Genomic DNA, 23,038 nt, shown 5'->3' with positions numbered 1-23,038 from the left:
TACGTGCGCATGCGGACACCGACCCCGCAGGTCAGCGGCAGGGGTCTGACCCCTGGGGGTCAGACCCCGCGTCGGTTCGGGTTGCGCGGGCGGGTGGAACGATTACTTCTTGCCTGCGGTTTCTTTCCACTGCTTGAGGAAGGCCATGCGCTTGGCCGGCCCCAGGAACTGCAGCACGATAGGATGCACCGGCACCGGCTTGACGTTGTCCTTGCCGATCAACTTGATCAGGTCCGCCGAGGTGGTCTCGCCGGTGACGTCGGCGCGGATCGCGAACAGCTTGGATTCGTTGGCGACGATGGTCTGGCCGCGATGCGACAGCATGTAGTCCAGCCACAGCTTGGCGGCGTTGACGTTCTTGGCGGCCTTGTTGATGAACAGTACGCGCGACAGGATCAGCGTGTAATCCTTCGGCAGCACCACGCCGATCGACGGATCGGTCTTGGCGCGCACCAGCGCGTAGGAGCCGAGCACGTTGTAGCCGATCAGGTTCTCGCCCGACGAGATACGTTCCATCATGGTGCCGGTGGACGACTGCACGCGCACCTTGGCCGCGCCGAAGGCATTTTCCAGATCCAGGAATTTCGGATTCTCGCGCGCGTCCTGGGTCATGAACATGAAGCCGACGCCGGATTTTTCGATATCGTAGGTGGTGACCTTGTCCTTGAACTTGGGCTGCGTAATGAGCTTGGCGAAGTCGGCGTGCGTCTGCGGCACTTCCTTGGCGTCCACCAGGCGCTTGTTGTAGACGATGGCGGCCGGCTCGAAGGTGGTGCCGTAGGCCTGGTCGTCCCATACCGCCCAGCCGGGGACTTTGGACGTTTCGACCGATTTGTATTTGAGCGCGTAGCCGTCGGAGGCCAGGCGCATTTGCAGGTCCATCGCGGACGACCACATGGCGTCGGCCGTGTTGCCGCCGGCCGCCACTTCGGAGATGAAGCGGTTGTACACTTCGGTGGAATTCATGTCGTTGTATTCGACGGTGATGCCCGGGTACAGCGTATTGAAATCCTTGATCAGCGGCTGGGTGGCCTTGCTGTCGGTGGCGCCGTAGATCACCAGCTTGCCCTCTTTCTTGGCGCCGTCAATGATCTTCTGGTAGTCGGCCGGATAGCCGGCCGGCACCTGCGCGAAAGCAGCACCGGCGAAAAGAGTGGCGCATGCAGCGGCCAAGGTGGTTTTGAACATCATGTTTGTCTCCGTCGTTTTATAGGTATTGGTGTTCAGCGCACCAGACCGAGTTCGGCGGCGCGCCTGCCGTAATCGTCCACGGCCTTTTTTACATATGCTGCCAGCGCGTCGCCGGTCAGCCCAAACGGGGACAGGCCCGACGCCGCGCGCATTTGCGCGAACTGCGGACTGGCCAGCACGCGGTCGAAGTTGGCGACCCAGTGCTGATAATCCGCATCCGACACCTGTGGCCCCATCCAGACGCCCCGGATGATAGGCCACACCACATCGATGCCCTGCTCGCGCGCCGTCGGCACATTCGCCAACACGCCCGGCAGGCGGTGCTCGGCCAGTATCGCCAGCACCCTGGTATTGCCGTCCGCCGCGTACAGCGTCGCTTCGCTGGCGTCGCCGGACACTACCTGCACCAGGTTGGCGTGCATGGCGGCGAAAGCTTCGCCGCCGCCCTCCAGCGCCACGAAACGCAGCACCTTGGGATCGACGCCGGCGGTCTTGACCACCATCGCCATCTTCAGCCAGTCCTGGCTGCCGATGGTGCCGGAGACGCCGATCAGGACCTTCCCGGGATGATCCTTCAGCGCCGCCACCAGCTGGCCCAAGGTCTTGTAGGGCGAATCGGCGCGCACCGCGATCATGCCGTAGTCGGCGCCCAGCGCCGCCACCCAGCGCACATCGGAAGACTTGGCCTTGCCGAACTTGCCCTGCGCCAGATTGAGCAGCGAGCCGCCCGAAAAAGCCACCAGCGTATTCGGTTCCGAACGCCGCTGCGACACCAGCGAATGCCAGGCCACAGCGCCGATCCCGCCCGGCAGATAGCTGATATGCATATCCGACGGCGGCGGCTTCGGCGTGCCGCTCAAGCCCTGCAAACCCTTTTGCGCCAGCTTGCAGGTGAGGTCCATCGCGCCACCCGGTTTGGACGGCACGATGCACTCCAGGCCTGCCGCCTGCGCTGCAGCGCTTAGCAAGAGCGCGGCAATCAAAGCCAGCAAAACTTTAGTCATCTTGGTAGGTATCTTAGAACGGTGAAGCTTTCAAAGCGCTTTCAGAGCGCTTTCAGAGCGCGGCATTTTCATGAAAAATGCCGCGCTCCCTCTTCGGCTTAGAAGCGGTGCTGCATGCCGACGACCAGGCCGTGCTGGCTGGTGCCGAAGGCGGCGTCGTCGCGCGACAAGCCGGTCAGCTGGCCGTTCTTGGACTTGACGTAGGCAGCCGACACATGCAGGTCGGTGCGCTTGGACAGTGCGTAGCGATAGCGCGCCACGTACATGGTTGGATCGGCGTCCTTGCCGGCGGCGACGTTCTTGACGTTGACGTGATAAACAGCGCCGGTCAGCGTGGTCACCTCGTTGGTCTTGTAGGCGATGCCGGCCCAGGTGGTGGTGGCGTCGACGTCGGCGGTGAGCGCCTTGCCGGCGACCAGTTTGTAGTCGCGCACCACGCCAAACAGTTTCAGCGGGCCGTTTTCATAATTCGCGCCCAGGTGCCAGACGGTGTTCTTGTCGCGGTTGCCGGTAGCCGGAACGGTGTTGCCGTTGTTGCGCTCCCAGGTGGCCATCAGGTTCACGGCACCCAGGTTGTAGGCGCCACTGAAGCCGTATTTGGCGCTGTCCTGCGTGCCGGTGGTCTGCTCGCCGGCGGCGTAGTTGGCGCCGAACTTGAAGGCGCCAACAGTGCCGGCGTATTTGATGATGTTGTCGTACGCCGTGGTGAAGCCGTATTTGCTAGGACCGGTAGCAGGGCCCGAGGTGGCCCACGAGTAGTAAGGCGCAAAGCCCATCGGATCGTAGGCGATCACGGTGTCGTACACGGCGCTGAACGAACGGCCGAGAACCACGCGGCCAAAGGCGCCTTCCAGGCCGACGGTGGCCTGGCGCTTGAACAGCACGCCGTCCTGTGCGCCGGTGTCCATCAGGATGCCGCCTTCCAGGTTGAAGATGGCTTTCAGGCCACCACCCAGGTCTTCGCTGCCACGCAGGCCCCAACGCGAGGTATTCATGCCGCCCGAGATCACGCTGGTCTGGCTGCCGCCGGTTGCCGATTTGTTATTGGCCGTTTCCACGCCCATGTCCAGCAAACCGTAGACCTGCACGTTCGATTGGGCGTGAGCGGCGCCGCCAGCGGCTGCCGCGAGTGCCATGATAGCGAGGGTCAACGAGGTTTTTTTCATGTAGGTCTCCAGAGGATGTAGTTATTTGTGGCGACTGATCTTTGCAATCAGGCTGCCACTATAGGAGTCACTTCCTTTCAATTACCTTTCACTGCTCATTCGGCATGGATTCCTGTCGTCCATGCACCACAAATCAGGTGGGGACTTCCCTTTTGAGGCGGCTGCGACCATGATTCTGGCCTTACACTGAACTTATTTCATATGGTTGGCAAGAATTTATGCGCATTCTGTTAGTTGAAGACCACACCGAGCTGTCACATTGGCTGTCCAAGGCCCTGCGGGACGCCAACCTGACCGTGGAATGCGCCGACAACGGCGCCGATGCCGACGCCCTGCTGCACACGCAGGATTACGCGCTGGTGATCCTCGACTTGACCTTGCCGCGCATGGACGGTCTGGAAGTGCTCAAGCGCCTGCGCGCACGTGGCGGACCGCGCGGCCAGACTCCCGTCCTGATACTGACCGCGCGCGGCGGCCTGGAAGACCGCGTGCAGGGCCTGAACCTGGGTGCCGACGATTACCTGGCCAAGCCCTTCGAACTGGCCGAACTGGAGGCGCGCGTGAAAGCGCTGCTGCGCCGCAGCGTCGGCAACGAGGCGCTGGTACACAGCTGCGGCGCGCTCAGTTTCGACACCGTCACGCGCATGTTCAGCTACGCCGGCGCCCCGCTGGCGCTGACGCCGCGCGAACACGCGGTGCTGGAGACGCTGATCACGCGCTCCGGCCGCGCGGTCTCGAAGGAGAAGCTGTTCGACGAAGTCTTCGCGCTGGCCGACGACGCCAACCTCGATGCGATCGAGCTGTATATCCACCGCGTGCGCAAGAAGCTCGACATCGCCGCGCCGGACGCCGCCGTCATCACCACGCTGCGCGGCATCGGCTATCTGCTGCAGCCGCGGCCTGCGCCCGTCCCGGCGCCGGCTGGCGGCGCCAAGGGCGGCTGACCTTGGCCCTGGCCGGCCGCCGCATGTCGTTGCTGGAGAAGATGGCGCGCCGCTTCGGTCCGGGCGCCCTGCCGCTGGGCAGCCTGCGCGGCCAGCTGCTGCGCTGGCTGCTGGGGCCCTTGCTGGTGCTGGTGGCGCTGAACACGCTGTCGGTCTACCACAACGCGCTGGACGCGGCCGACGTGGCCTACGACCGTTCGCTGCTCGCTTCCACGCGCGCGCTGGCGGAACGCGTCTCCATCGTCGACGGCAAGGTGGTGGCGGACGTGCCCTACGTGGCGCTGGACAGCTTCGAGACCGATACGCTGGGCCGCATCTACTACAAGGTCACCGGCATCAACGGCGAGACCGTGTCCGGCTACGCCGACCTGCCGCCGGTGCCGGCCAATGTGCCGCGCTCGGAGGCCTATCCGGCGCTGGTGCGCTTCTATCACGCCAACTACAACGGCCAGCCGGTGCGCATCGCCGCGCTGCTGCAGCCGGTGTACGACGATTCGATGCGCGGCATCGCGCTGATCCAGGTGGGCGAAACGCTGGAGGCGCGGCGCGGCCTGTCCAACCAGATCCTGTTCGACACGCTGAGCTGGCAGGCCTTGCTGCTGCTGGCGGTGGCGCTGCTGGTGTGGTTCGCGGTGCGGCTGGTGCTGCAACCGTTGATGCGGCTGAAGATCGCGGTGGAGACGCGCAGCCTCAATGATCCTTCCGATGTCGATCCGGCGCTGGTGCACAAGGAAGTGCGGCCGCTGGTGGCGGCGATGAACAGCTCACGTTCGCGCCTGCACATCCTGATCAGCAGCCAGCGCCGCTTCATCGCCGACGCCTCGCACCAACTGCGCACGCCGCTGACGGTGCTGAAGACGCAGGCCGAACTGGCGCTGCGCGAATGCGACCGTCCCGGCGCCGATCCGCAGGCCACGCGGGCGGCGCTGCGCGAGATCGTCCACAGCATCGCCGCCACCACCGATTCGACGGTCAACCTGGCCAACCGGCTGTTGACGTTGGCCCGCATCGAACATGGCGGCGACGCCGACGGCGCGGCGGCCCAGTCGGAGCCTGCCTCGCTGCGCGACATCGCGCGCCAGGTCGGGCTGGAAATGGCGATGGCGGCGGTGGCCAAGCAGATCGACCTGGCGCTTGAGGCGGACAGTGAATGCGTGGTTCACGGCCAGGCCCTGCTGCTGCACGAGATGATCGCCAACCTGGTCGACAACGCCTTGCGCTACACGCCGCAGGGCGGCACGGTGACGCTGCGGGTGCGGCCGGATGCGGGCGGCGTGGTGCTGGAAGTGGAGGACAGCGGCCAGGGCATCGCCGCCGCCGAGCGCGAACGGGTGTTCGCGCCCTTCTACCGCGCCGCCGCCACGCTGGAGCGCAATCCCGGCGGCGCCGGCCTGGGCCTGGCCATCGTGCGCGACATCGCCACCCTGCACGGCGCCAGCATCACGCTGGACGACGCCAGCACCGGCCAGGGCCTGAAAGTGACCGTGGCCTTCCCCGGCACCTGAGCCGCTCTGCCCCGGCCCATCGCCGCTGCGGTAAAATACGCTTTATAACGTTAGCGTCCGGGGCACACTATGAGCGAGCAGGACATCCGCTGGCTGCAACGCCTGTCGAATTACCGGCGCGCGTTGACGCAGCTGAAAAAATTCATCGACCACGGCGACCTGAACGAGCTTGAGCAGCAAGGCCTGATCAAGGCATTCGAGTTCACGCACGAACTGGCGTGGAACGTCATGAAGGATTACTTTCACTATCAGGGCAACAGCAATATCAGCGGCTCCCGCGACGCGACGCGCGAGGCGTTTCAATATGACCTGATCAGCGACGGCGAAACCTGGATGGGGATGATTAAAAGCCGCAACCAATCGGCGCATACCTATAACAAGGAAACCGCCGACGAAATCTCCGGCCTGATATTGAAGCACTACTTCGCGCTATTCACGGCGTTCGAGCAAAAAATGACGGAGCTCGCCGATGTCGATTGAACTGGAGCCGCTCGTATTCGGGTTGAAGCTTGGTGTTGTGCGCAGCATGGGTGCTGTTTTTGCCGCACACCCTGAGGTCGAGCAGGCGATTCTGTATGGCTCACGAGCCAAAGGCACTTTCAAACGCGGCTCGGATATTGATCTGTGTTTGACCGGCGCGGGCCTGAACATGCCGCTGCTACTCAAAATAGAGAATCAGCTGGACGACCTGCTGCTGCCCTACAAAATAGATTTGTCGATCCGCGACCGGATCGACAACCCAGAACTGCTAGCCCATATCGAAAGAGTGGGCGTGTCGTTCTATCACCGCAATAAGGAATAAGTACATGATCACCAAAGAAGACATGGTCGAGCTGTTTGCCGACATGAAGCAGAACGCGCCGTGGGACATTTCCAAGCCGCTGTTGTGGGGCTATTTTTTCGCCGATGAGACCAAGAGCAAACTGGAAGCCGCCTCGGAGCAGCTGAAGGCCAAGGGCTATCAGGTGGTCGGCATCTACGACTCCAAGCCGGAAGCCAGCGTGCCCGCGCTGTGGTGGCTGCACGTTGAAAAAGTCGAGAAGCACACCGCCGACACGCTGCACGCCCGCAACCAGGAGTTCTACGTCTTCGCCGAAGAGCACCAGCTCGAATCCTACGACGGCATGGACGTCGGTCCTGCCGCCTGATTACAGCAAGGCCGCCAGCGCCGGGTGGTGCTTGGTGGCCGCGAACTCCGTCACCTGATAGCTGGCGATTCCGTTCCGCGCGAACGGGTCCTGAGCCAGCAAGCCGTCGAGCTCCGCGCGCGACAGCCGTCCACTCGCAATAATCACACCGCCGTCGCGCGGGTTCTTGGGACCCGAAGCGAGAAACATCTCGCGCGCATACTGCTCGTCGAGGAAGGCGCGATGCGCGGCCAGATGCGCCTCCAGTTCCGCCAGCGGTTTCAGATAAGTCAGATTGACGATATACATGCTCGGGTAGCCTTATTGGGAAACCTGGGCATCATATCACCGGGCCAGCGCGTGCATCGGCCCATGAATGAAAAGATTTGGCGTGACATGTCGATTTGGTGGCGAGTCGTTCGTCGTCATCTTAATCACCAGGAGACCATGATGACACTCACCATTACTGCATTTGAACGGTCGCCCGACGGCGGCATGGGACTGGCACGCGACACGCGCGTCCGCTGGGCACTTGAGGAAGTGGGACTGCCCTACGAGGTGCGCCCGGTTTCATTCACCGCGATGAAGGAGCCGGCGCATCTGGCGATTCATCCCTTCGGCCAGATCCCGACCTATGAGGAAGGCGACCTGGCGCTGTTCGAGTCCGGCGCGATCATCTTCCACATCGCTTCGCATCACGCGGGTTTGCTGCCGGACGAGGCCAACGCCCGGGCCCGCGCGGTGACATGGATATTTGCCGCGCTCAACACGGTGGAACCGCCTATCCTTGAACTGGTCACCGCGAAATTTCTGGAGGGGGATAAACCTTGGACCAAGGAGCGCCTGCCTCTGATCGTTGATCGTATCCGCCACCGCCTGGGCCAGCTCTCTGCGCGCCTGGCGGATGCCGAATGGCTGGATGGCGCGTTCAGCGCGGGCGACCTGACCATGGTATCGGTGCTGCTCAGGCTGCGGCCGTCGGGCATTCTGGATGAATTTTCCGGCCTGGCTGCCTATGTCGCCCGAGGAGAGGCGCGACCTGCGTACAAGCGCGCGTTCGCCGCGCAATTGGCGTTTAATTCTAGTCTCTAGCCTAGATCTGGTCGCCTTGCAAGCCTGCGGGATCGGCTCCGGCGGGGGCTGCGAGCCAGCATTCGAGGGTCTACGTCATCGCATCCGAAATATCCTGCGAGCCGCCGCGGCGGCGCAGTTGTTCGGTGGCGCTAGCGCGCCTGGCGCAGCGCCAGGCGGGTAGCGCCGGCGCGCGGCGCCTCCTCCAGCTTGAACACGCTGACCACTTCCGCCAGGTGCGCGGCCTGCTCCTGCAACGAGCCGGCAGCGGCTGCCGCCTGCTCCACCAGCGCGGCGTTCTGCTGCGTGGTGCTGTCGATCTCGGTCACCGCCAGGTTGACCTGCGCGATGCCTTCGCTCTGCTCGTGGCTGGCGGCGACGATCTCGCCCATGATGCTGGTCACCTGCTCCACCGACGACACGATCTTGCTCATCGTGACACCGGCCTCGTCGACCAGCGCACTGCCGGCATCGACCTTGGTCACCGAATCGCCGATCAGCTCCTTGATCTCCTTGGCCGCGCTGGCCGAACGCTGCGCCAGGTTGCGCACCTCGGACGCCACCACCGCGAAGCCCCTACCCTGCTCGCCGGCGCGCGCCGCCTCCACCGCTGCGTTCAAGGCCAGGATGTTGGTCTGGAAGGCGATGCCGTCGATCACGCCGATGATGTCGACGATCTTGCGCGAGCTGTCCTTGATCGACACCATGGTCTGCACCACGCGGCCCACCACCTCGCCGCCCTCGGTCGCGTAGCCGGAGGCCGACTGCACCAGCTGGTTGGCCTGCTTGGCGCTTTCCGCGTTCTGCGTCACGGTGGCCGTCAACTCCTCCATCGCCGACGCGGTCTCCTCCAGGCTGGACGCCTGCGCCTCGGTGCGCGAGGACAGGTCCAGGTTGCCGCTGGCGATCTCGCTGGACGCGGTGGCGATGGTCTCCGTACTGTCGCGCACCTTGCGGATGGTGGCGTTCAGCGACGACACGAAGCGGTTGAACCCATCGGCCAGCGCGCCCACCTCATCCTCGCTCTCGACCGTCATGCGGCGGCTCAAGTCGCCGTTGCCGTCGGCGATCTCGCCCAGCATGTGCGCGGCGCGCGCCACCGGTGCCGCGATCGCGCGGCTGACCAGGAACACCACGAACAGGCCGATGCCGCCGCCCACCAGGCCGCCCACCAGCGCCGACACCGTCACCGAACGCGTGACCGCGCCCAGCACCTCGGCCTCCGGCACTTCGGCGATGACATACATATTCAGCTCCGGCACGAACGACGACGCCACCAGGCGCTTGCCGCCCGGCGCCGAGTAACTGGCGCTGGCGTAGCTCTGGCCGCCCAGCAGTTGGGTGGTCAGCTCGGCGTTAAAGCCCGGCAGGTCCTTCATGAAATGCTGGCCGTCCGCCAGCGCGGCATCGCGGTGCACGATCAGCATGCCGTTCGGCCGCACCAGATAGACGAAGCCGGATGCGCCGACCTTGTAGCTGCGGATGGTCTCGGCCAGCTTGTTGACCGACAGCCCCAGGCTGGCCACGCCGATCTTGCCGTCGCCGGTGTCGAAGCGGGTGTTGATGAAGACGTTGTAGGTGGTGGCGCCCGGCTCCTTGTCCAGGTTGAGCGAATACGGCTTGCCGCTGGCGAGGAAGCTGAAGAACCACTGGTCGGCCGCGGCGCCCTTGTCCAGCGTGCGGCTGTAGCCTTTCTCGTCGAAATATTTGCCGGTGCTGCCGGACACCCACGACACCGCCGCCGCCTTGGCGGACTTGCGGATGCTGGCCGCGTAGGCGATCCAGGCCGGCAGGCCGCTGTCCGGCAGGCCGGCTTTCTCCCAGTCCAGTAGGAAGGTGTTGGCGCTGACCGACAGCGTGGCCGCCAGCGGTTCGCCGATCTGGCGCAGGATGTCGTTGCGAATCTCGCCCACCTCGGCCGGCAGCTCCTGGGTCACCACGCGCTCGCGGATGCTGTTGCCCGTCATGACCACGCTGAGCGTGGCCGAGACCACCAGGAACAGCAGCAGGCAGGCCGCCATGCTGAGCATCAGTTTTTGCTGTATCGACAGACGGCGCAGAAGACTAGCCATGACACTCCCCAAAGGTTAAATCGGCATAAGCATATTTGCAAATCAGCGTAATCGAATAGTGTTGCCATGCGCAACCTAAAATTCCGCGTCCGTGCCGGCCAACAACGCAACCAATCGAACAGGCTGTAGGGGCGCTTTAGTCATATCATTCAGCCAATATAGAGACTATTTAACGACGATGCTTACGAAACTTTCGTTTCGCCAGCTGCTGCTGGGCGTCTTCCTGCTGATCGCCGTGCTGCTGAGCGCCGCTTCGCTACACGCGCTGTGGACCCTCGACCGGCTCGCCGCCCACAGCCGCGACAGTGGACGCCACGCCCTGGCACTGACCGAGAACACCCAGCAACTGGCCGAGCGCAGCGTGGCGATGGCGCGCAGCGCGCGCCAGTTCCTGGTGCTGGACGATCCCGCCTTCCGCAAGCGCTACGCCGACGCCTGGCGCGAGGCGCGCACCGCGCTGGACGCGGTGGCCGCCGCCCTGCCCTACACGCCGCCCGGCACCTTCGAGCGCTGGCGCCATGCCGGCGAGCAGGCCTGGACCATCCTGCAGGCGCCGGCGCGGCCGCGTTCGAGCGCGCGCCAGCAGGCGCTGGAAAAAGTGCTGGCGCCGCTGCCGTCGGTGAACGCGGAGCTGGCCGACGAGGTCAAACAGGAGGTCGAGCGCCGCAACAGCGAGCTGCTCAGCGAGCTGGACCAGCGGCGCGGCATCCTGAAGGGGCAAGTGATGGCATCCATCGTGCTGGCGGCGCTGCTGGCGGGCGGCTTCGGCCTGTGGCTGTCGCGGCCGCTGGCGCAGATCGAATCGGCCATCGACCGGCTCGGCGAGAACCGCTACGACCAGGCCATCGCCGTGCGCGGCCCCAGCGACCTGCAACGCGTGGGCCAGCAACTGAACTGGCTGCGCCAGCGGCTGTCGGACCTGGAGGAGGACAAGGCCCGCTTCCTGCGCCACATTTCGCACGAGCTCAAGACGCCGCTGGCGGCGCTGCGCGAGGGCGTGGCGCTGCTGGAGGACGGCGTGGCCGGCGCGCTCTCGCCCAACCAGCGCGAGATCGCCGGCATCCTCAACCAGAACACGGCAGCGCTGCAATCGCAGATCGAGGCGCTGCTGCGCTACAACGCCGCCACCTTCGATGCGCACCATGTGCGGCGCAAGCCGACCGACATGGCGGCGCTGCTGGCGCAAGCCATCGCCGACCAGCGCCTGCAATGGCAGGCGGCCGGCCTGAGCGTGGCCATCGAAGGCCAGGCCGCGCCGATCGCCGTCGACGCCGACAAGCTGGCGGTCGCCGTCGGCAACCTGCTGTCGAACGCGCTGCGCTTCAGCCCGCGGGGCGGACAGATCGTGTTCCGTCTCGCCGAATCGGAGCGCAAGCTGCTGCTCGACTGCATCGACCAGGGGCCGGGCGTGGCGCCGGCCGACGCGGCGCGCATCTTCGAACCGTTTTATCAGGGCGAGCGCCAGCCGGCCGGCGCACGCCGGGGCAATGGCATCGGCCTGTCCATCGTGCACGAATACATCGCCGCCCACGGCGGCGCCTTGCAACTGCTGCCCTCCGACCGGGGCGCGCACTTCAGAATCGACTTGCCTTATGAAATATGATTTGACCTCCTCGCTGCTGTTGCTGGTGCTCAGCCTGACGCTGGCCGCCTGCTCGCTGACCGCGCCCCGGCCGACGCTGCCGACGCCGGCCGATGTGACGCTGCCGCCGCCACCGGCCATCGTCGAACTGCCGCCGCCGCCGCCGCCGGATGAAGTCGGGCCCTTGCTCAGCTATCACCAGCAGCTGCGCAAGATGACGCAGGGCGACATGCTGAAGGAGTTGAGCGGACTGGGCCTGCAACAGCGCAGCCCGCGCGTGGCGGTCCAGATGGGCATGGTGCTGATGCTGACGCGCGGCAGCGGCGACCTGGCGCGCGCGCAGGCGCTGCTCGACAGTGTGGCCACCGCCACCGAGACCGAGGCGCAGCCGTTCAAGGCGCTGGCGCAGCTGTTGTCCAGCAATTGTGCGGAGACGCGCCGGCTGGCCGAGCATGCCGACAAGCTGGCCGTGCAGCAAAAGGACAGCCAGCGCCGCATCGACCAGCTCAACGAAATGCTGGAAGGCCTGAAGACCATCGAGCGCACGCTGCCGGCCCGTCCGGCGCCCGGTCCGCAGGCGGTGATCAAATGAGCGGCGCGCGCGCCAACCTCGCCACCCCGGTCGCAGGCCAGCCGCCGGCCGCAGCGACTGCACCGGCCGCCGCCCGCGAAGCCGGCGCGGTTGGGGAGGCAGCCGCCCGCGAACCGGGCGCGCTGACCCGCGCCGGCGACAACGGTGCCCCGCGCAGCGTCGCCGCCGGCCAGGGCGCCCACCTGCTGCTGGTGGACGACGACGCCGACCTGCTGCGGCTGCTCTCCATGCGCCTGAGCGCCAACGGCTACCGCGTGACGGCCGTGGGCAGCGCGGAGGCGGCGCTGGCGCGCATGGCGATCGAGCTGCCGCGCCTGGTCATCAGCGACATCCGCCTGCCGGACCGCGACGGCATGTCGCTGTTCCAGGAAATCCGCAGCGCCTGGCCGGCGCTGCCGGTGATCCTGCTGACCGCGCACGGCACCATCCCCGACGCGGTCGAGGCCACCACGCTGGGCGCCTACGCCTACCTGACCAAACCCTTCGACGCCAAGACGCTGCTGGAGCGCATCGTGCAGGCGCTGAGCCTGTCCGCGCCGGACGCCGGCCCCGCCAGCGGCGACCACGCCTGGCGCGCCGGCCTGATCAGCCGCAGCCAGTGCATGGACGAGCTGCTGGCCGAAGCGCGGCTGGTGGCCGCCTCCGACGCCAGCATCCTGATCCGCGGCGAAAGCGGCACCGGCAAGGAGCTGCTGGCCAACGCCATCCACCGCGCCAGCCGGCGCAGCAAGGCGCCGTTCATCGCCGTCAACTGCGGCGCCATCCCGGAGGCCTTGCTGGAGTCCGAACTGTTCGGCCACGTCAAGGGCGCCTACACCGGCGCCGTGGCCAGCCGCGAAGGCTTGCTGCAGGCGGCCGACGGCGGCACGCTGTTCCTCGACGAGATCGGCGACATGCCGCTGCTGCTGCAGGTGAAGCTGCTGCGGGTGCTGCAGGAGCGCGTGGTGCGCCAGCTGGGCTCGGACGTGGCGCGGCCGGTGGACGTGCGCATCCTGTCGGCCACCCACCGCGACCTCGACGTGGCCATGCACGAAGGCCAGTTCCGCGAAGACCTGTACTACCGCCTGAACGTCATCACACTGACCCTGCCGCCGCTGTCGCAGCGGCGCGAGGACATCGCGCCGATGGCGACCCAGTTCCTGCAAGCGCTGGCCGCCAAATACGGCAAAACGGTGCGCGGCTACGCGCCCGGCGCGCTGGAGGCGCTGACCACGGCGGCCTGGCCGGGCAATGTGCGCCAGCTGTACAACGTGGTCGAGCACGTGTGCGCGCTGGCGACCGCGCCGCTGGTGCCCCTGTCGCTGGTGCAGCGGGCGCTGCGGGTGCCGTCGCTGGAAGTGCTGAGCTACACCGAAGCCAAGCAGCGCTTCGAGCGCAACTACCTGGTCCAGCTGCTGAAACTCACTGACGGCAACGTGGCCGACGCCGCCCGCCTGGCCGAACGCAACCGCACGGAGTTCTACCGCCTGCTGCAGAAATACGATCTGGACGCCAGCCTGTTCCGCGGCGACGGCAGCGCTGTCGCCTCCGAGCGACAGGAATAAACGCCGGCAAATCAAGCACTTACGGCGTGGTGGCGGAAGCTTGTCGCCATCTCCCGACAAAAACCGGGCAATATGGCCGGAAATACCATGGCTGGTAAATTCCCGGAAGGAATATACACTTTAAGCGATTGATTTTTAAAGGATTATTATGGCTGGCACGGGGTTTGCAAAGGAGAGGATAACGTCACTGACGTTTCACCCTTAAACTTGAAAGAAGGAAGCAAATCATGATGACTACCAAACTGATCGCCCGCCTGCTGGTTGCTGCAACCCTGACCGCCGCTGCCGCCACTGGCACCGCATTCGCTGCCGGCCAGACCGAAGCCGCAATGGCTGGCGCCGCCAAGACCGGCGCCGCCACCAACGACGACGCCATCACCAGCAAAATCAAAGCTTCCCTGGCAGATCAAAAACAAATCGGCGTGACCACCACCGACGGCGTGGTTGTGCTGAGCGGCTCCGTAGCGAGCACCGATATCGGCACCAAGGCCATCCAGGTTGCATCGGCCGTGCCGGGCGTGAAAGAAGTGAAAAGCGAACTGACCGTCGCTTCGAAGTAAGCAGTAGCAGTAGTAGCAAGAGCAAGACCCCGGTATTAATAGGAGTAACCCTTCACCGGACAGCGTGCGTAGATGCTGTCCGGTTTTTTTTTCGCCCAAACAGCGGGGGTCAAGTCTGACATTCGGACACGAGCTCTGCCGTAACTGGCGTTACGGCAGAGCTCGTGTCCGAATGTCAGACTTGACCCCCGTAGGAATTATTAGCTCAGGTTTTCCAGGCGGATCTTGGTGACCTGGCCGCACACGGTGGCCAGGCCTTCGATCTTGGCGATGGCCGTCATGACGTTCTTCTCCTGCGTCTGGTGCGTCAGGAAGATGATGTCGGTGCGGGTCTCGCCGTCCGCCGGTTCCTTCTGCATCATGGCGTCGATCGAGATGGTGGCGTCGGCCAGGATGCGCGTCAGGTCGGCCAGCACGCCCGGCTGGTCGCTGACGTTCATGCGCAGGTAGTAGCTGGTGGTGATCTCCGCCATCGGCAGGATCTCGATGTCGGTCATCGCGTTCGGCTGGAAGGCCAGGTGCGGCACGCGGTGCTCGGCGTCGGCCGTGGCCAGGCGGGTGATGTCGACCAGGTCGGCGATCACGGCCGAGGCGGTCGGCTCGGAACCTGCGCCCTTGCCGTAGTACAGCGTGGCGCCGACGGCGTCGCCATGCACCAGCACGGCGTTCATCGCGCCTTCGACGTTGGCGATCAGGCGCTTGGACGGGATCAGCGTCGGGTGCACGCGCAGTTCCACGCCTTCGGTGCCGTTGACCTTGGCACGCTTGGCGATGCCCAGCAGCTTGATGCGGTAGCCCAGCTGCTCGGCGTAGCGGATGTCAATGGCGTTGAGCTTGGAGATGCCCTCGACGTGCGCCTTGTCGAACTGCACCGGAATGCCGAAGGCGATCGCCGACATGATGGTGGCCTTGTGCGCCGCGTCCACGCCTTCGATGTCGAAGGTCGGGTCGGCTTCGGCATAGCCCAGCTCCTGCGCCTGCTTGAGCACGGTGCCGAAGTCCAGGCCCTTGTCGCGCATCTCGGACAGGATGAAGTTGGTGGTGCCGTTGATGATGCCGGCGAACCATTCGATGCGGTTGGCGGTCAGGCCTTCGCGCAGCGCCTTGATGATGGGGATGCCGCCGGCCACGGCCGCCTCGAACGCCACCATCACGCCCTTGGCTTGCGCGGCGGCGAAGATCTCGTTGCCGTGCACGGCCAGCAGCGCCTTGTTGGCGGTGACCACGTGCTTGCCGTTGGCGATGGCTTGCAGCACCAGCGCCTTGGCCTCGTCGTAGCCGCCGATCAGCTCGACGACGATGTCGATGTCCGGATCGTTGACGATGTCGAACGGGCTGGACACCACCTTGACCTTGCCGCCGGTGCGCTGCTTGGCGCGCTCCAGGTTGCGGGCCGAGACCGCGACGATTTCGATGCCGCGGCCGGCGCGGCGGCGGATTTCTTCCTGATTGCGCAACAACACGTCGAACGTGCCGCCACCGACGTTACCGACGCCGAGCAAACCTACTTTGATGGGTTTCATATAAATCGTTTCTATAATTTAAACCCGTCATTCCCGCGCAGGCGGGAATCCATACTGAGCCGGCTATCACGCGGCCTATGGATTCCCGCTTGCGCGGGAATGACGGCGAAGTTAGAAGCTGGCGCCGTGACGTTTCCGGTAGCCTTCCATGAACTTGGCGATACGGCCGAAAGCTTCGACCATATCATCCGAATTCGGCAGGAACACAACGCGGAAGTGATCCGGCGCGATCCAGTTGAAGCCGCTGCCCTGGACGATCAGCACTTTGGTTTCGGCCAGCAGCTCGTAGGCGAATTGCTGGTCGTCCGCGATCGGGTAGATCTTCGGATCGAGGCGTGGGAACATGTACAGCGCAGCTTTCGGCTTGACGCAGGTTACGCCTGGAATATCGGTGAGCAGCTTGTAGGCCAGGTCGCGCTGCTTGAGCAGGCGTCCGCCCGGCCCCACCAGGTCCTGGATGGACTGGTAGCCGCCAAGCGCGGTCTGGATCGCAAACTGGCCCGGCGCGTTGGCGCACAGGCGCATCGAGGCCAGCATGTTCAGGCCCTCGATGTAATCTTTCGCATGGTCCTTCTGGCCCGACACCACCATCCAGCCGGCGCGGTAGCCGCAGGCGCGGTAGTTCTTCGACAGGCCGTTGAAGGTGACGAACAGCACGTCGTCGGCCAGCGAGGCGATCGAGACGTGCTCGACGCCGTCGTACAGCACCTTGTCGTAGATTTCGTCGGCGTAGATGATCAGCTGGTGCTGGCGCGCCAGTTCGATGATCTGCAGCAGCAGCTCGACCGGGTACAGCGCCCCGGTCGGATTGTTGGGGTTGATGACGACGATGGCGCGCGTGTTGGAGGTGATCTTGCGGCGCATGTCCTCGATGTCCGGGAACCAGTCCTGCATCTCGTCGCACACATAGTGCACCGGCGTGCCGCCCGACAGCGACACCGCGGCGGTCCACAGCGGATAGTCGGGCGCCGGCACCAGCACCTCGTCGCCGGTGTTGAGCAGCGCGTTCATCGACATGACGATCAGCTCGGATGCGCCGTTGCCCAGATAAACATCCTCGATGGTCACGCCCGGAATATTCTTGCTCTGGGTGTAGTGCACCACGGCCTTGCGCGGCGCGAACATGCCCTTGGAATCGGTGTAACCGGCCGCGTTGGGCAGGTTGATCTTCATGTCCTGGACGATTTCATCGGGCGGATCGAAGCCGAACACGGCAAGGTTGCCGATATTCAACTTCGTGATCTTATGGCCTTCTTCTTCCATCTGCCGGGCTTTTTCCGGCACCGGGCCGCGAATCTCGTAGCAGACTTCCGCTAATTTGTTCGATTTTTGAATCGGTCGCAAAATAAAATCCTGTCTTGGTGAGGCAAACCGCTCAGGACTGCCAAAATGCCCCGGCGGCCCGTGCTGCAATGCGAAAAGACCCATTCTGCCGAAAGCCTCCCATTTAATCAACCTTTGAGGGGTGGAAAGCTCAGGAACATCCCGGAAAAACGCTACAATGGCGCTTCTTTTGCCGACTAAAACCGCGATTTCTGTCATGAAGCTCCACGCCAGCGATACCCAAAAATACCAGACTGTTACCGGTTACGATGAAACCGGCGTCGAAATCAACGCCCAGCGCTACAACTACAGCCTGATCGTGCTGCCGGAAATCCCGCCGCGCGCCTGGGACGCCCCCACCTTCGAATCTATTACCGCAGAGCATTTCGACACCATCGGCGCCGACAGCCCGGACGTGGTCATCCTCGGCACCGGCGCCAAGCAGCGCTTCATCCACCCGCGCCTGACCGCCGCGCTGACCATGCGCCGCATCGGCGTCGAATGCATGGACAGCCAGGCCGCCTGCCGCACCTACAACATCTTGATGGGCGAAGGCCGCAAGGTCACCTTAGCTTTGATCATCGACCACAACGAGGGCAACCCCGCCTGATGAACGACCTGTACAACTCCAAGAAAATCGTCTGGTCACTGCTGGCCGCGTTCATCATCGTCTGGCTGTACATGCTGGGAGTGCGCACGCTGGTGCCGCCCGACGAGGGCCGCTACGCCGAAATGGCGCGTGAAATGCTCGCCACCGGCGACTGGATCACCACCCGCCTGAACGGCATCAAGTATTTTGAAAAGCCGCCGCTGCAAACCTGGATGAACGCGGCCTCGTTTGCCGTGTTCGGCCTGGGCGAATGGCAGGCGCGCCTGTGGACCGGCCTGTGCGGCCTGGGCGGCGTGATCCTGACCGGCTACGCCGGCAACCGCGTGTTCGGCGCCCGCGCCGGCTTCTACGCCGCGCTGGCGCTCGGTTCCAGCCTGTTCTGGGTGGCCTCCGGCCAGATCGATTCGCTGGACATGAGCCTGTCGGGCATGATGACCATCGTGCTGTGCGCAGTGATGATCGCCCAGCGCGACGACGCTGGCGAGCGCGAACGCCGCAACTGGATGCTGGCCTGCTGGGCCGGCATGGCGCTGGCGGTGCTGGCCAAGGGCCTGATCGGCTTGGTGCTGCCGGGCGCGGTGCTGGTGCTGTACTCGGCGCTGTCGGGCGATTTCGCCATCTGGAAGCGCCTGCACCTGGGCAAGGGCCTGCTGCTGTTCTTCGCTGTCGCCACGCCGTGGTTCGTGCTGGTGGCGCTGCGCAACCCCGAACAGCCCTACTTCTTCTTCGTGCACGAGCACTGGGAACGCTTCTTCCTCAAGACCCACCACCGCGAAGGCGCGTGGTACTACTTCTTCGTGATGCTGGCGCCCGGCATCGTGCCGTGGCTGGGCCTGCTGCCGCAGGCGCTGTGGGGCGCCGTGCGCCGCGAGCGCAACGGCGTGTTTCAGCCCAAGCTGATGCTGCTGATCTGGGCCGTGTTCATTTTCTTCTTCTTCAGCTATTCCAGCTCCAAGCTGCCCGGCTACATCCTGCCGATCTTCCCGGCGCTGGCCCTGCTGATCGCGGTCGACCTGGAAAACGCCTCGCGCCGCAGCCGCATGATCGCCGCCGGCCTGCTGATGCTGATCGGCGCGGCCGGCGTGGCCGCGGTGCCGCAGATGGTCACCATGGCGGTGCGCCATCCCGAGGAAACCGCACTGCTGGAAGCCTACCAGCCGTGGGTGCTGATGGCCGGCATCGTGGCCGCCGCCGGCGGCGCGCTGGCGCTGCTGCATGCGCGCCACCTACGGCGCGACCTGACCGTGCTCACCATGGCCGTGGCCGGCTTCGCCGCCACCCAGCTGATCCTGGCCGGCTTCGAGCCATACGGCAAAATGCGCTCCGGCAAAGCCGTGGCGCTGAAGATGCTGCCCGAACTCAAGCCGGACACCAAAATCTATTCGGTCACCACCTACGAGCAGTCGATGACCTTCTACCTGCGCCGCACCGTGGTGCTGGTCGATTACTGGGACGAGTTCACCTTCGGCCTGCGCCAGCAGCCGGAGCTGTCGATTCCGACGGTCGACGAGTTCGTCGCGCAGTGGAACGCGCAGACCAGGCAAGGCGTCAAGGCGCTGGCCATCCTCAGCCCGGAGAAGTACGAAGAGCTGAAGAACGACGGCCTGCCGATGCGCGTGGTGGCCGAGGATACGCGCCGTGTCGTGGTCGCCAACCTGTAACTTATTAAAAAAACACATGAATATCGCAACTTTCGGTTTTATCGTCTTTGGCGTGCTGTTGAACGCCATCGCCCAGCTGCTGCTCAAGGCCGGCGCCAAGAACGTCGGCGAGATCCACCTGACGCTGAACAACCTGTTCTCGGTCGGCCTCAAGGTGGCGATGCAGCTGCCCATCATCGGCGGCCTGACCTGCTACGTGCTGTCGGTGGTGCTGTGGATCATCGCGCTGTCGCGGGTGGACGTGTCGATCGCCTACCCGATGCTGTCGCTGGGCTACGTGGTCACCGCCATCGGCGCCTGGTATCTGTTCGGCGAGGCGCTGACGGTGCAGCGCCTGGTCGCCATCGGCATCATCCTGGTGGGCGTCGCCTTGCTGGCGCGTACCTGACGAACAATTTAGAATGCGGCCATAAGCCAAATCAATAACGAGAGCATAACGAGAGCCACACCCATGACCTCCGCCCTACCTTTCTTGCCATTTTCGAAACCTACCATCGATGAGGCAACCATCGCCGCCGTCAGCGACGTGCTGCGTTCCGGCTGGATCACCAGCGGCCCCAAAGTGGCCGCCTTCGAAGCCCAGATGTCCGAATACTTCGGCGGCCGCCCTGTGCGCACCTTCAATTCCGGCACCTGCACGATGGAGATCGCGCTGCGCATCGCCGGCATCGGCGCCGGCGACGAAGTCATCACCACCTCGATCTCCTGGGTCGCCACCGCCAACGTCATCATCGAAGTGGGCGCCACGCCGGTGTTTGCCGACATCGACCCGGTCACCCGCAACATCGACCTGGACCAGGTGGAAGCCGCGATCACGCCGCGCACCAAGGCCATCATCCCGGTCTACCTGTCCGGCCTGCCGGTCGACATGGACCGTCTGTACGCCATCGCCAGGAAGCACAATCTGCGCGTGATCGAAGACGCGGCCCAGGCCTTCGGTTCCGAGTGGAACGGCAAGCGCATCGGCTCGTTCGGCGATTTCGTCTCGTTCAGCTTCCAGGCCAACAAGAACATCACCACCGGCGAAGGCGGCGCGCTGGTGCTCAACAACCTAGAAGAAGCCAAACTGGCCGAGAAGTACCGCCTGCAGGGCGTGACCCGCAGCGGCGTCGACGGCATCGATGTCGATGTCCTCGGCGGCAAGTACAATATGAGCGACATCATGGCCGCCATCGGCCTGGGCCAGTTCGCCAATATCGACAACATCACCGCGCACCGCCGCAACCTGGCGCGCCATTACTACCAGGCCTTCGGTCCGGAGTTCGAAACGCTGTCCGGCGCCCAGCTGCCAGTGCAGGCCTTCGACACCAGCAAAGCGAATAGTAACTACCACCTGTTCCAGATCCTGCTGCCCGATAACGGCCCGACCACCCGCGCCGACTTCATGCGTGCGATGCAGGAGCGCTTCAACATCGGCACCGGCTACCACTACGCGCCCATCCACCTGTTCACCATGTACCGCGAGCGCGGCTTCAAGGAGGGCATGTTCCCCGTGTCGGAAAAAGTCGGCCGCCTGACGGTGACCCTGCCGATGTTCTATGCCATGACCACGGCCGATGTCGACCGTGCCGTCGCCGCCGTGAAAGCGATCCTGATCAAATGAGTGTGTCGTCGCATATGAAGCCAGACTTTAAACCAGAAATTAGCGTTGTCATTCCGATCTACAACGAGCAGGCCGGCCTGCAAGCCTTGTTCGACCGCCTGTATCCGGCGCTCGACAAGCTCGGCACGACCTACGAGATCGTGTTCGTCAACGACGGCAGCCGCGACAACTCGGTCTCCATCCTGGCCGAGCAGTTCCGCACCCGTCCCGACGTCACCCGCGTGGTGCTGTTCAACGGTAACTACGGCCAGCACATGGCGATCCTGGCGGGCTTCGAAGCCTCGCGCGGCGACATCATGATCACGCTGGACGCCGACCTGCAGAACCCGCCCGAGGAAATCGGCAACCTGGTGGCCAAGATCCGCGAAGGCTACGACTACGTCGGCTCGATCCGCCGCAAGCGCCAGGATTCGGCGTGGCGCACCTATGCGTCCAAGGCCATGAACCGCCTGCGCGAGCGCATCACCAACATCAAGATCACCGACCAGGGCAATATGCTGCGCGCCTATGGCCGCAATGTGATCGACCTGGTCAACCAGTGCGGCGAGGTCAACACCTTCGTGCCGGCGCTGGCCTATCGTTTCTCGCGCAAGCCGACCGAGATCATCGTCGAGCACGAGGAACGCTCGGCCGGCGAATCGAAGTACTCCTTGTACAGCCTGATCCGCCTGAATTTCGATCTGGTCACCGGCTTCTCGCTGGTGCCGCTGCAATTCTTCTCGATGTTCGGCATCCTGCTGTCGATCGCCTCGGGTCTGCTGGTGTTCGTGCTGCTGGTGCGCCGCCTGTTCCTGGGCGCGGAAGCGGAAGGCCTGTTCACGCTGTTCGCGATCGCGTTCTTCTTCATGGGGACCATCCTGTTCGGCATCGGCCTGTTGGGCGAATACGTGGGCCGCATCTTCCAGCAGGTGCGCGCGCGCCCGCGCTACGTGGTACAAACGATATTGGAACAAAACCCCGGCCAGTCGCCCGACGCGCCGGCCGGCGTGGAAAAACGTACCGTAGGCCGAGGCCATGACTGATTTCAACAAACAACGCGCCGTCGTCTTCGGCTACCACAACGTCGGCGTACGTTGCCTGAAGGTGCTGCTGGCCGGCGGCGTCGATGTCGCGCTGGTGGTCACGCACGAGGACAGCTCCGACGAGAACATCTGGTTCGAATCGGTGATTTCGCTGTGCCAGGCCGAGGGCATCCCCTACATCACGCCGGCCGACGCCAGGTCGCCGGAGCTGCTGGAGCAGATCAGGGACATCGCCCCCGACCTGATGTTCAGCTTCTACTACCGCAACATGCTGCCGGCCGAGCTGCTGGCGGTGGCGCCCGCGTTCAATATGCACGGCTCGCTGCTGCCGGAATTCCGCGGCCGCGCGCCGGTCAACTGGGCGGTGCTGCACGGCGCCACCGTCACCGGCGCCACGCTGCACGAGATGACCGTCAAGCCGGACGCTGGCGCCATCGTCTCGCAGATGGAAGTGCCCATCCTGCCGGACGACACCGCCTTCGAAGTGTTCGGCAAGGTCACCGTGGCGGCCGAGCAGGCGCTGTGGCGCGTGCTGCCGACGCTGCTGGCCGGCACGGCGCCGCGCACCAAGAACGACCTGAGCAAGGGCGGCTACTTCGGCGGCCGCAAGCCCGAGGACGGCCGCATCAACTGGCTGCTGCCGGCCCAGGACGTCTACAATCTGCACCGCGCCGTGGCCCCGCCCTACCCCGGCGCCTTCACCGATATCGGCGGCGTGCGCTACGTGCTGCAACGGGCCCGACTGTCTGGCAATTTCGGCAATGTTGTATCGCTAAGTTTGCCACCGGGCTTGACAGTAGTGGATAATTGCATCTTTGGCGTGTGCGGCGATGGCCGCATGCTGACGATTTCCGCCTTGACGGCCGACGGGGTCCCCGTCACGGCCGAGCAGCTGCAATCCCGCCTGGCGGAGCTGTCCGCTGGCGGACAATGAACAT

General features: G+C 64.6%; 23 protein-coding genes. 16 read left to right on the top strand and 7 right to left on the bottom strand.

Annotated elements, in window-relative coordinates; translation table 11 throughout:
* Positions 1–102: 102 nt before the first annotated feature.
* From ACEN9O_RS16945 to ACEN9O_RS16935, 3 genes are all read right to left on the bottom strand, one after another.
* A complete protein-coding gene (locus ACEN9O_RS16945) occupies positions 103–1,191 on the bottom strand; it encodes an ABC transporter substrate-binding protein (protein ID WP_495613029.1) in 1,089 nt (362 codons plus the stop codon).
* 32 nt (positions 1,192–1,223) lie between these two features.
* Entirely contained in the window at positions 1,224–2,195 is a 972-nt protein-coding gene (locus ACEN9O_RS16940) for a Bug family tripartite tricarboxylate transporter substrate binding protein (RefSeq protein ID WP_495613028.1), read from the bottom strand.
* Positions 2,196–2,293: 98 nt separating this feature from the next.
* Complete coding sequence (locus ACEN9O_RS16935; RefSeq protein ID WP_495613027.1) at positions 2,294–3,361, bottom strand: porin; 1,068 nt, start codon at positions 3,359–3,361, stop codon at positions 2,294–2,296.
* A 218-nt stretch (positions 3,362–3,579) separates the two neighbouring features.
* Here ACEN9O_RS16935 and ACEN9O_RS16930 point away from each other — a divergent pair, with 218 nt between their 5' ends.
* The 5 genes from ACEN9O_RS16930 to ACEN9O_RS16910 all read left to right on the top strand — a co-directional run bounded on the left by ACEN9O_RS16930 (position 3,580) and on the right by ACEN9O_RS16910 (position 6,958).
* Positions 3,580–4,305 carry a response regulator gene (locus tag ACEN9O_RS16930; RefSeq protein WP_495613026.1) on the top strand — a complete coding sequence of 242 codons (726 nt, stop codon included), beginning with the start codon at positions 3,580–3,582 and terminating at the stop codon, positions 4,303–4,305.
* A gap of 23 nt (positions 4,306–4,328) precedes the next feature.
* Entirely contained in the window at positions 4,329–5,810 is a 1,482-nt protein-coding gene (locus ACEN9O_RS16925) for a sensor histidine kinase (protein WP_495618495.1), read from the top strand.
* 69 nt (positions 5,811–5,879) lie between these two features.
* Positions 5,880–6,290, top strand: coding sequence for a nucleotidyltransferase substrate binding protein (locus ACEN9O_RS16920; protein WP_495613025.1), 411 nt, complete (start codon positions 5,880–5,882; stop codon positions 6,288–6,290).
* Entirely contained in the window at positions 6,280–6,612 is a 333-nt protein-coding gene (locus tag ACEN9O_RS16915; RefSeq protein WP_495613024.1) for a nucleotidyltransferase domain-containing protein, read from the top strand. The genes ACEN9O_RS16920 and ACEN9O_RS16915 overlap by 11 nt, the downstream gene beginning before the upstream one ends.
* A 4-nt stretch (positions 6,613–6,616) precedes the next feature.
* On the top strand, positions 6,617–6,958 hold the full coding sequence (locus ACEN9O_RS16910) for a ribonuclease E inhibitor RraB (protein ID WP_495613023.1): 342 nt from the start codon (positions 6,617–6,619) through the stop codon (positions 6,956–6,958).
* Here the strand turns inward: ACEN9O_RS16910 and ACEN9O_RS16905 are convergent, their stop codons facing one another.
* Entirely contained in the window at positions 6,959–7,246 is a 288-nt protein-coding gene (locus ACEN9O_RS16905; protein WP_495613022.1) for a YciI family protein, read from the bottom strand.
* A 141-nt stretch (positions 7,247–7,387) separates the two neighbouring features.
* Here ACEN9O_RS16905 and ACEN9O_RS16900 point away from each other — a divergent pair, with 141 nt between their 5' ends.
* Entirely contained in the window at positions 7,388–8,029 is a 642-nt protein-coding gene (locus tag ACEN9O_RS16900) for a glutathione S-transferase family protein (RefSeq protein ID WP_495618494.1), read from the top strand.
* A gap of 131 nt (positions 8,030–8,160) precedes the next feature.
* On the opposite strand, the gene ACEN9O_RS16895 is transcribed toward ACEN9O_RS16900, so the two are convergent.
* Positions 8,161–10,080, bottom strand: a complete 1,920-nt coding sequence (locus ACEN9O_RS16895) for a methyl-accepting chemotaxis protein (RefSeq protein ID WP_495613021.1) — start codon at positions 10,078–10,080, stop codon at positions 8,161–8,163.
* Between the two features lie 178 nt (positions 10,081–10,258).
* Here ACEN9O_RS16895 and ACEN9O_RS16890 point away from each other — a divergent pair, with 178 nt between their 5' ends.
* The 4 genes from ACEN9O_RS16890 to ACEN9O_RS16875 all read left to right on the top strand — a co-directional run bounded on the left by ACEN9O_RS16890 (position 10,259) and on the right by ACEN9O_RS16875 (position 14,358).
* Positions 10,259–11,683 carry a sensor histidine kinase gene (locus ACEN9O_RS16890; RefSeq protein ID WP_495613020.1) on the top strand — a complete coding sequence of 475 codons (1,425 nt, stop codon included), beginning with the start codon at positions 10,259–10,261 and terminating at the stop codon, positions 11,681–11,683.
* The gene (locus tag ACEN9O_RS16885) at positions 11,673–12,254 is read left to right on the top strand and encodes a hypothetical protein (RefSeq protein WP_495613019.1); all 582 of its coding nucleotides are present in this window, start codon (positions 11,673–11,675) and stop codon (positions 12,252–12,254) included. The genes ACEN9O_RS16890 and ACEN9O_RS16885 overlap by 11 nt, the downstream gene beginning before the upstream one ends.
* Positions 12,251–13,798 (top strand): sigma 54-interacting transcriptional regulator, encoded by a 1,548-nt coding sequence (locus ACEN9O_RS16880; protein WP_495613018.1) that lies wholly within the window; start codon positions 12,251–12,253, stop codon positions 13,796–13,798. The genes ACEN9O_RS16885 and ACEN9O_RS16880 overlap by 4 nt, the downstream gene beginning before the upstream one ends.
* 227 nt (positions 13,799–14,025) lie before the next feature.
* Positions 14,026–14,358, top strand: a complete 333-nt coding sequence (locus tag ACEN9O_RS16875) for a BON domain-containing protein (protein ID WP_332853739.1) — start codon at positions 14,026–14,028, stop codon at positions 14,356–14,358.
* Between the two features lie 200 nt (positions 14,359–14,558).
* Here the strand turns inward: ACEN9O_RS16875 and ACEN9O_RS16870 are convergent, their stop codons facing one another.
* Both ACEN9O_RS16870 and ACEN9O_RS16865 read right to left on the bottom strand, forming a co-directional pair.
* On the bottom strand, positions 14,559–15,881 hold the full coding sequence (locus ACEN9O_RS16870) for a homoserine dehydrogenase (protein WP_495613017.1): 1,323 nt from the start codon (positions 15,879–15,881) through the stop codon (positions 14,559–14,561).
* Between the two features lie 111 nt (positions 15,882–15,992).
* Positions 15,993–17,225 carry a pyridoxal phosphate-dependent aminotransferase gene (locus tag ACEN9O_RS16865; protein ID WP_495613016.1) on the bottom strand — a complete coding sequence of 411 codons (1,233 nt, stop codon included), beginning with the start codon at positions 17,223–17,225 and terminating at the stop codon, positions 15,993–15,995.
* A gap of 196 nt (positions 17,226–17,421) precedes the next feature.
* Between ACEN9O_RS16865 and ACEN9O_RS16860 the strand changes: the two genes are divergently transcribed.
* The 6 genes from ACEN9O_RS16860 (at position 17,422) to ACEN9O_RS16835 (ending at position 23,034) form a co-directional block, all read left to right on the top strand.
* A complete protein-coding gene (locus tag ACEN9O_RS16860; RefSeq protein ID WP_495613015.1) occupies positions 17,422–17,814 on the top strand; it encodes an Mth938-like domain-containing protein in 393 nt (130 codons plus the stop codon).
* Positions 17,814–19,475, top strand: a complete 1,662-nt coding sequence (locus tag ACEN9O_RS16855) for a glycosyltransferase family 39 protein (RefSeq protein WP_495613014.1) — start codon at positions 17,814–17,816, stop codon at positions 19,473–19,475. Before ACEN9O_RS16860 ends, ACEN9O_RS16855 begins: the two co-directional genes overlap by 1 nt.
* Positions 19,476–19,491: 16 nt before the next feature.
* A complete protein-coding gene (locus ACEN9O_RS16850) occupies positions 19,492–19,863 on the top strand; it encodes an SMR family transporter (protein WP_495613013.1) in 372 nt (123 codons plus the stop codon).
* A 63-nt stretch (positions 19,864–19,926) separates the two neighbouring features.
* Positions 19,927–21,078 (top strand): DegT/DnrJ/EryC1/StrS family aminotransferase, encoded by a 1,152-nt coding sequence (locus ACEN9O_RS16845; RefSeq protein WP_495613012.1) that lies wholly within the window; start codon positions 19,927–19,929, stop codon positions 21,076–21,078.
* A 14-nt stretch (positions 21,079–21,092) separates the two neighbouring features.
* Positions 21,093–22,100: a glycosyltransferase gene (locus tag ACEN9O_RS16840; protein ID WP_495613011.1), complete on the top strand. Its 1,008-nt coding sequence runs from the start codon at positions 21,093–21,095 to the stop codon at positions 22,098–22,100.
* Positions 22,093–23,034: a formyltransferase gene (locus tag ACEN9O_RS16835; protein WP_495613010.1), complete on the top strand. Its 942-nt coding sequence runs from the start codon at positions 22,093–22,095 to the stop codon at positions 23,032–23,034. Before ACEN9O_RS16840 ends, ACEN9O_RS16835 begins: the two co-directional genes overlap by 8 nt.
* Positions 23,035–23,038 lie beyond the last annotated feature (4 nt).

The organism is Duganella sp. Dugasp78, from assembly GCF_059491455.1.
Note: the sequence above shows the minus strand (reverse complement) of the source record. Positions and strands in the feature narration are given on the sequence as shown.

Bases quoted from the DNA above. Each gene is read 5' to 3' on its own strand.
- ACEN9O_RS16945 (WP_495613029.1), bottom strand. From the start codon at position 1,191: ATGATGTTCAAAACCACCTTGGCCGCTGCATGCGCCACTCTTTTCGCC.
- ACEN9O_RS16890 (WP_495613020.1), top strand. From the start codon at position 10,259: ATGCTTACGAAACTTTCGTTTCGCCAGCTGCTGCTGGGCGTCTTCCTG.
- ACEN9O_RS16920 (WP_495613025.1), top strand. From the start codon at position 5,880: ATGAGCGAGCAGGACATCCGCTGGCTGCAACGCCTGTCGAATTACCGG.
- ACEN9O_RS16885 (WP_495613019.1), top strand. From the start codon at position 11,673: ATGAAATATGATTTGACCTCCTCGCTGCTGTTGCTGGTGCTCAGCCTG.
- ACEN9O_RS16860 (WP_495613015.1), top strand. From the start codon at position 17,422: ATGAAGCTCCACGCCAGCGATACCCAAAAATACCAGACTGTTACCGGT.
- ACEN9O_RS16935 (WP_495613027.1), bottom strand. From the start codon at position 3,361: ATGAAAAAAACCTCGTTGACCCTCGCTATCATGGCACTCGCGGCAGCC.
- ACEN9O_RS16880 (WP_495613018.1), top strand. From the start codon at position 12,251: ATGAGCGGCGCGCGCGCCAACCTCGCCACCCCGGTCGCAGGCCAGCCG.
- ACEN9O_RS16875 (WP_332853739.1), top strand. From the start codon at position 14,026: ATGATGACTACCAAACTGATCGCCCGCCTGCTGGTTGCTGCAACCCTG.
- ACEN9O_RS16905 (WP_495613022.1), bottom strand. From the start codon at position 7,246: ATGTATATCGTCAATCTGACTTATCTGAAACCGCTGGCGGAACTGGAG.
- ACEN9O_RS16845 (WP_495613012.1), top strand. From the start codon at position 19,927: ATGACCTCCGCCCTACCTTTCTTGCCATTTTCGAAACCTACCATCGAT.
- ACEN9O_RS16940 (WP_495613028.1), bottom strand. From the start codon at position 2,195: ATGACTAAAGTTTTGCTGGCTTTGATTGCCGCGCTCTTGCTAAGCGCT.
- ACEN9O_RS16930 (WP_495613026.1), top strand. From the start codon at position 3,580: ATGCGCATTCTGTTAGTTGAAGACCACACCGAGCTGTCACATTGGCTG.
- ACEN9O_RS16855 (WP_495613014.1), top strand. From the start codon at position 17,814: ATGAACGACCTGTACAACTCCAAGAAAATCGTCTGGTCACTGCTGGCC.
- ACEN9O_RS16840 (WP_495613011.1), top strand. From the start codon at position 21,093: ATGAAGCCAGACTTTAAACCAGAAATTAGCGTTGTCATTCCGATCTAC.
- ACEN9O_RS16870 (WP_495613017.1), bottom strand. From the start codon at position 15,881: ATGAAACCCATCAAAGTAGGTTTGCTCGGCGTCGGTAACGTCGGTGGC.
- ACEN9O_RS16900 (WP_495618494.1), top strand. From the start codon at position 7,388: ATGACACTCACCATTACTGCATTTGAACGGTCGCCCGACGGCGGCATG.
- ACEN9O_RS16850 (WP_495613013.1), top strand. From the start codon at position 19,492: ATGAATATCGCAACTTTCGGTTTTATCGTCTTTGGCGTGCTGTTGAAC.
- ACEN9O_RS16915 (WP_495613024.1), top strand. From the start codon at position 6,280: ATGTCGATTGAACTGGAGCCGCTCGTATTCGGGTTGAAGCTTGGTGTT.
- ACEN9O_RS16895 (WP_495613021.1), bottom strand. From the start codon at position 10,080: ATGGCTAGTCTTCTGCGCCGTCTGTCGATACAGCAAAAACTGATGCTC.
- ACEN9O_RS16925 (WP_495618495.1), top strand. From the start codon at position 4,329: ATGTCGTTGCTGGAGAAGATGGCGCGCCGCTTCGGTCCGGGCGCCCTG.
- ACEN9O_RS16910 (WP_495613023.1), top strand. From the start codon at position 6,617: ATGATCACCAAAGAAGACATGGTCGAGCTGTTTGCCGACATGAAGCAG.
- ACEN9O_RS16835 (WP_495613010.1), top strand. From the start codon at position 22,093: ATGACTGATTTCAACAAACAACGCGCCGTCGTCTTCGGCTACCACAAC.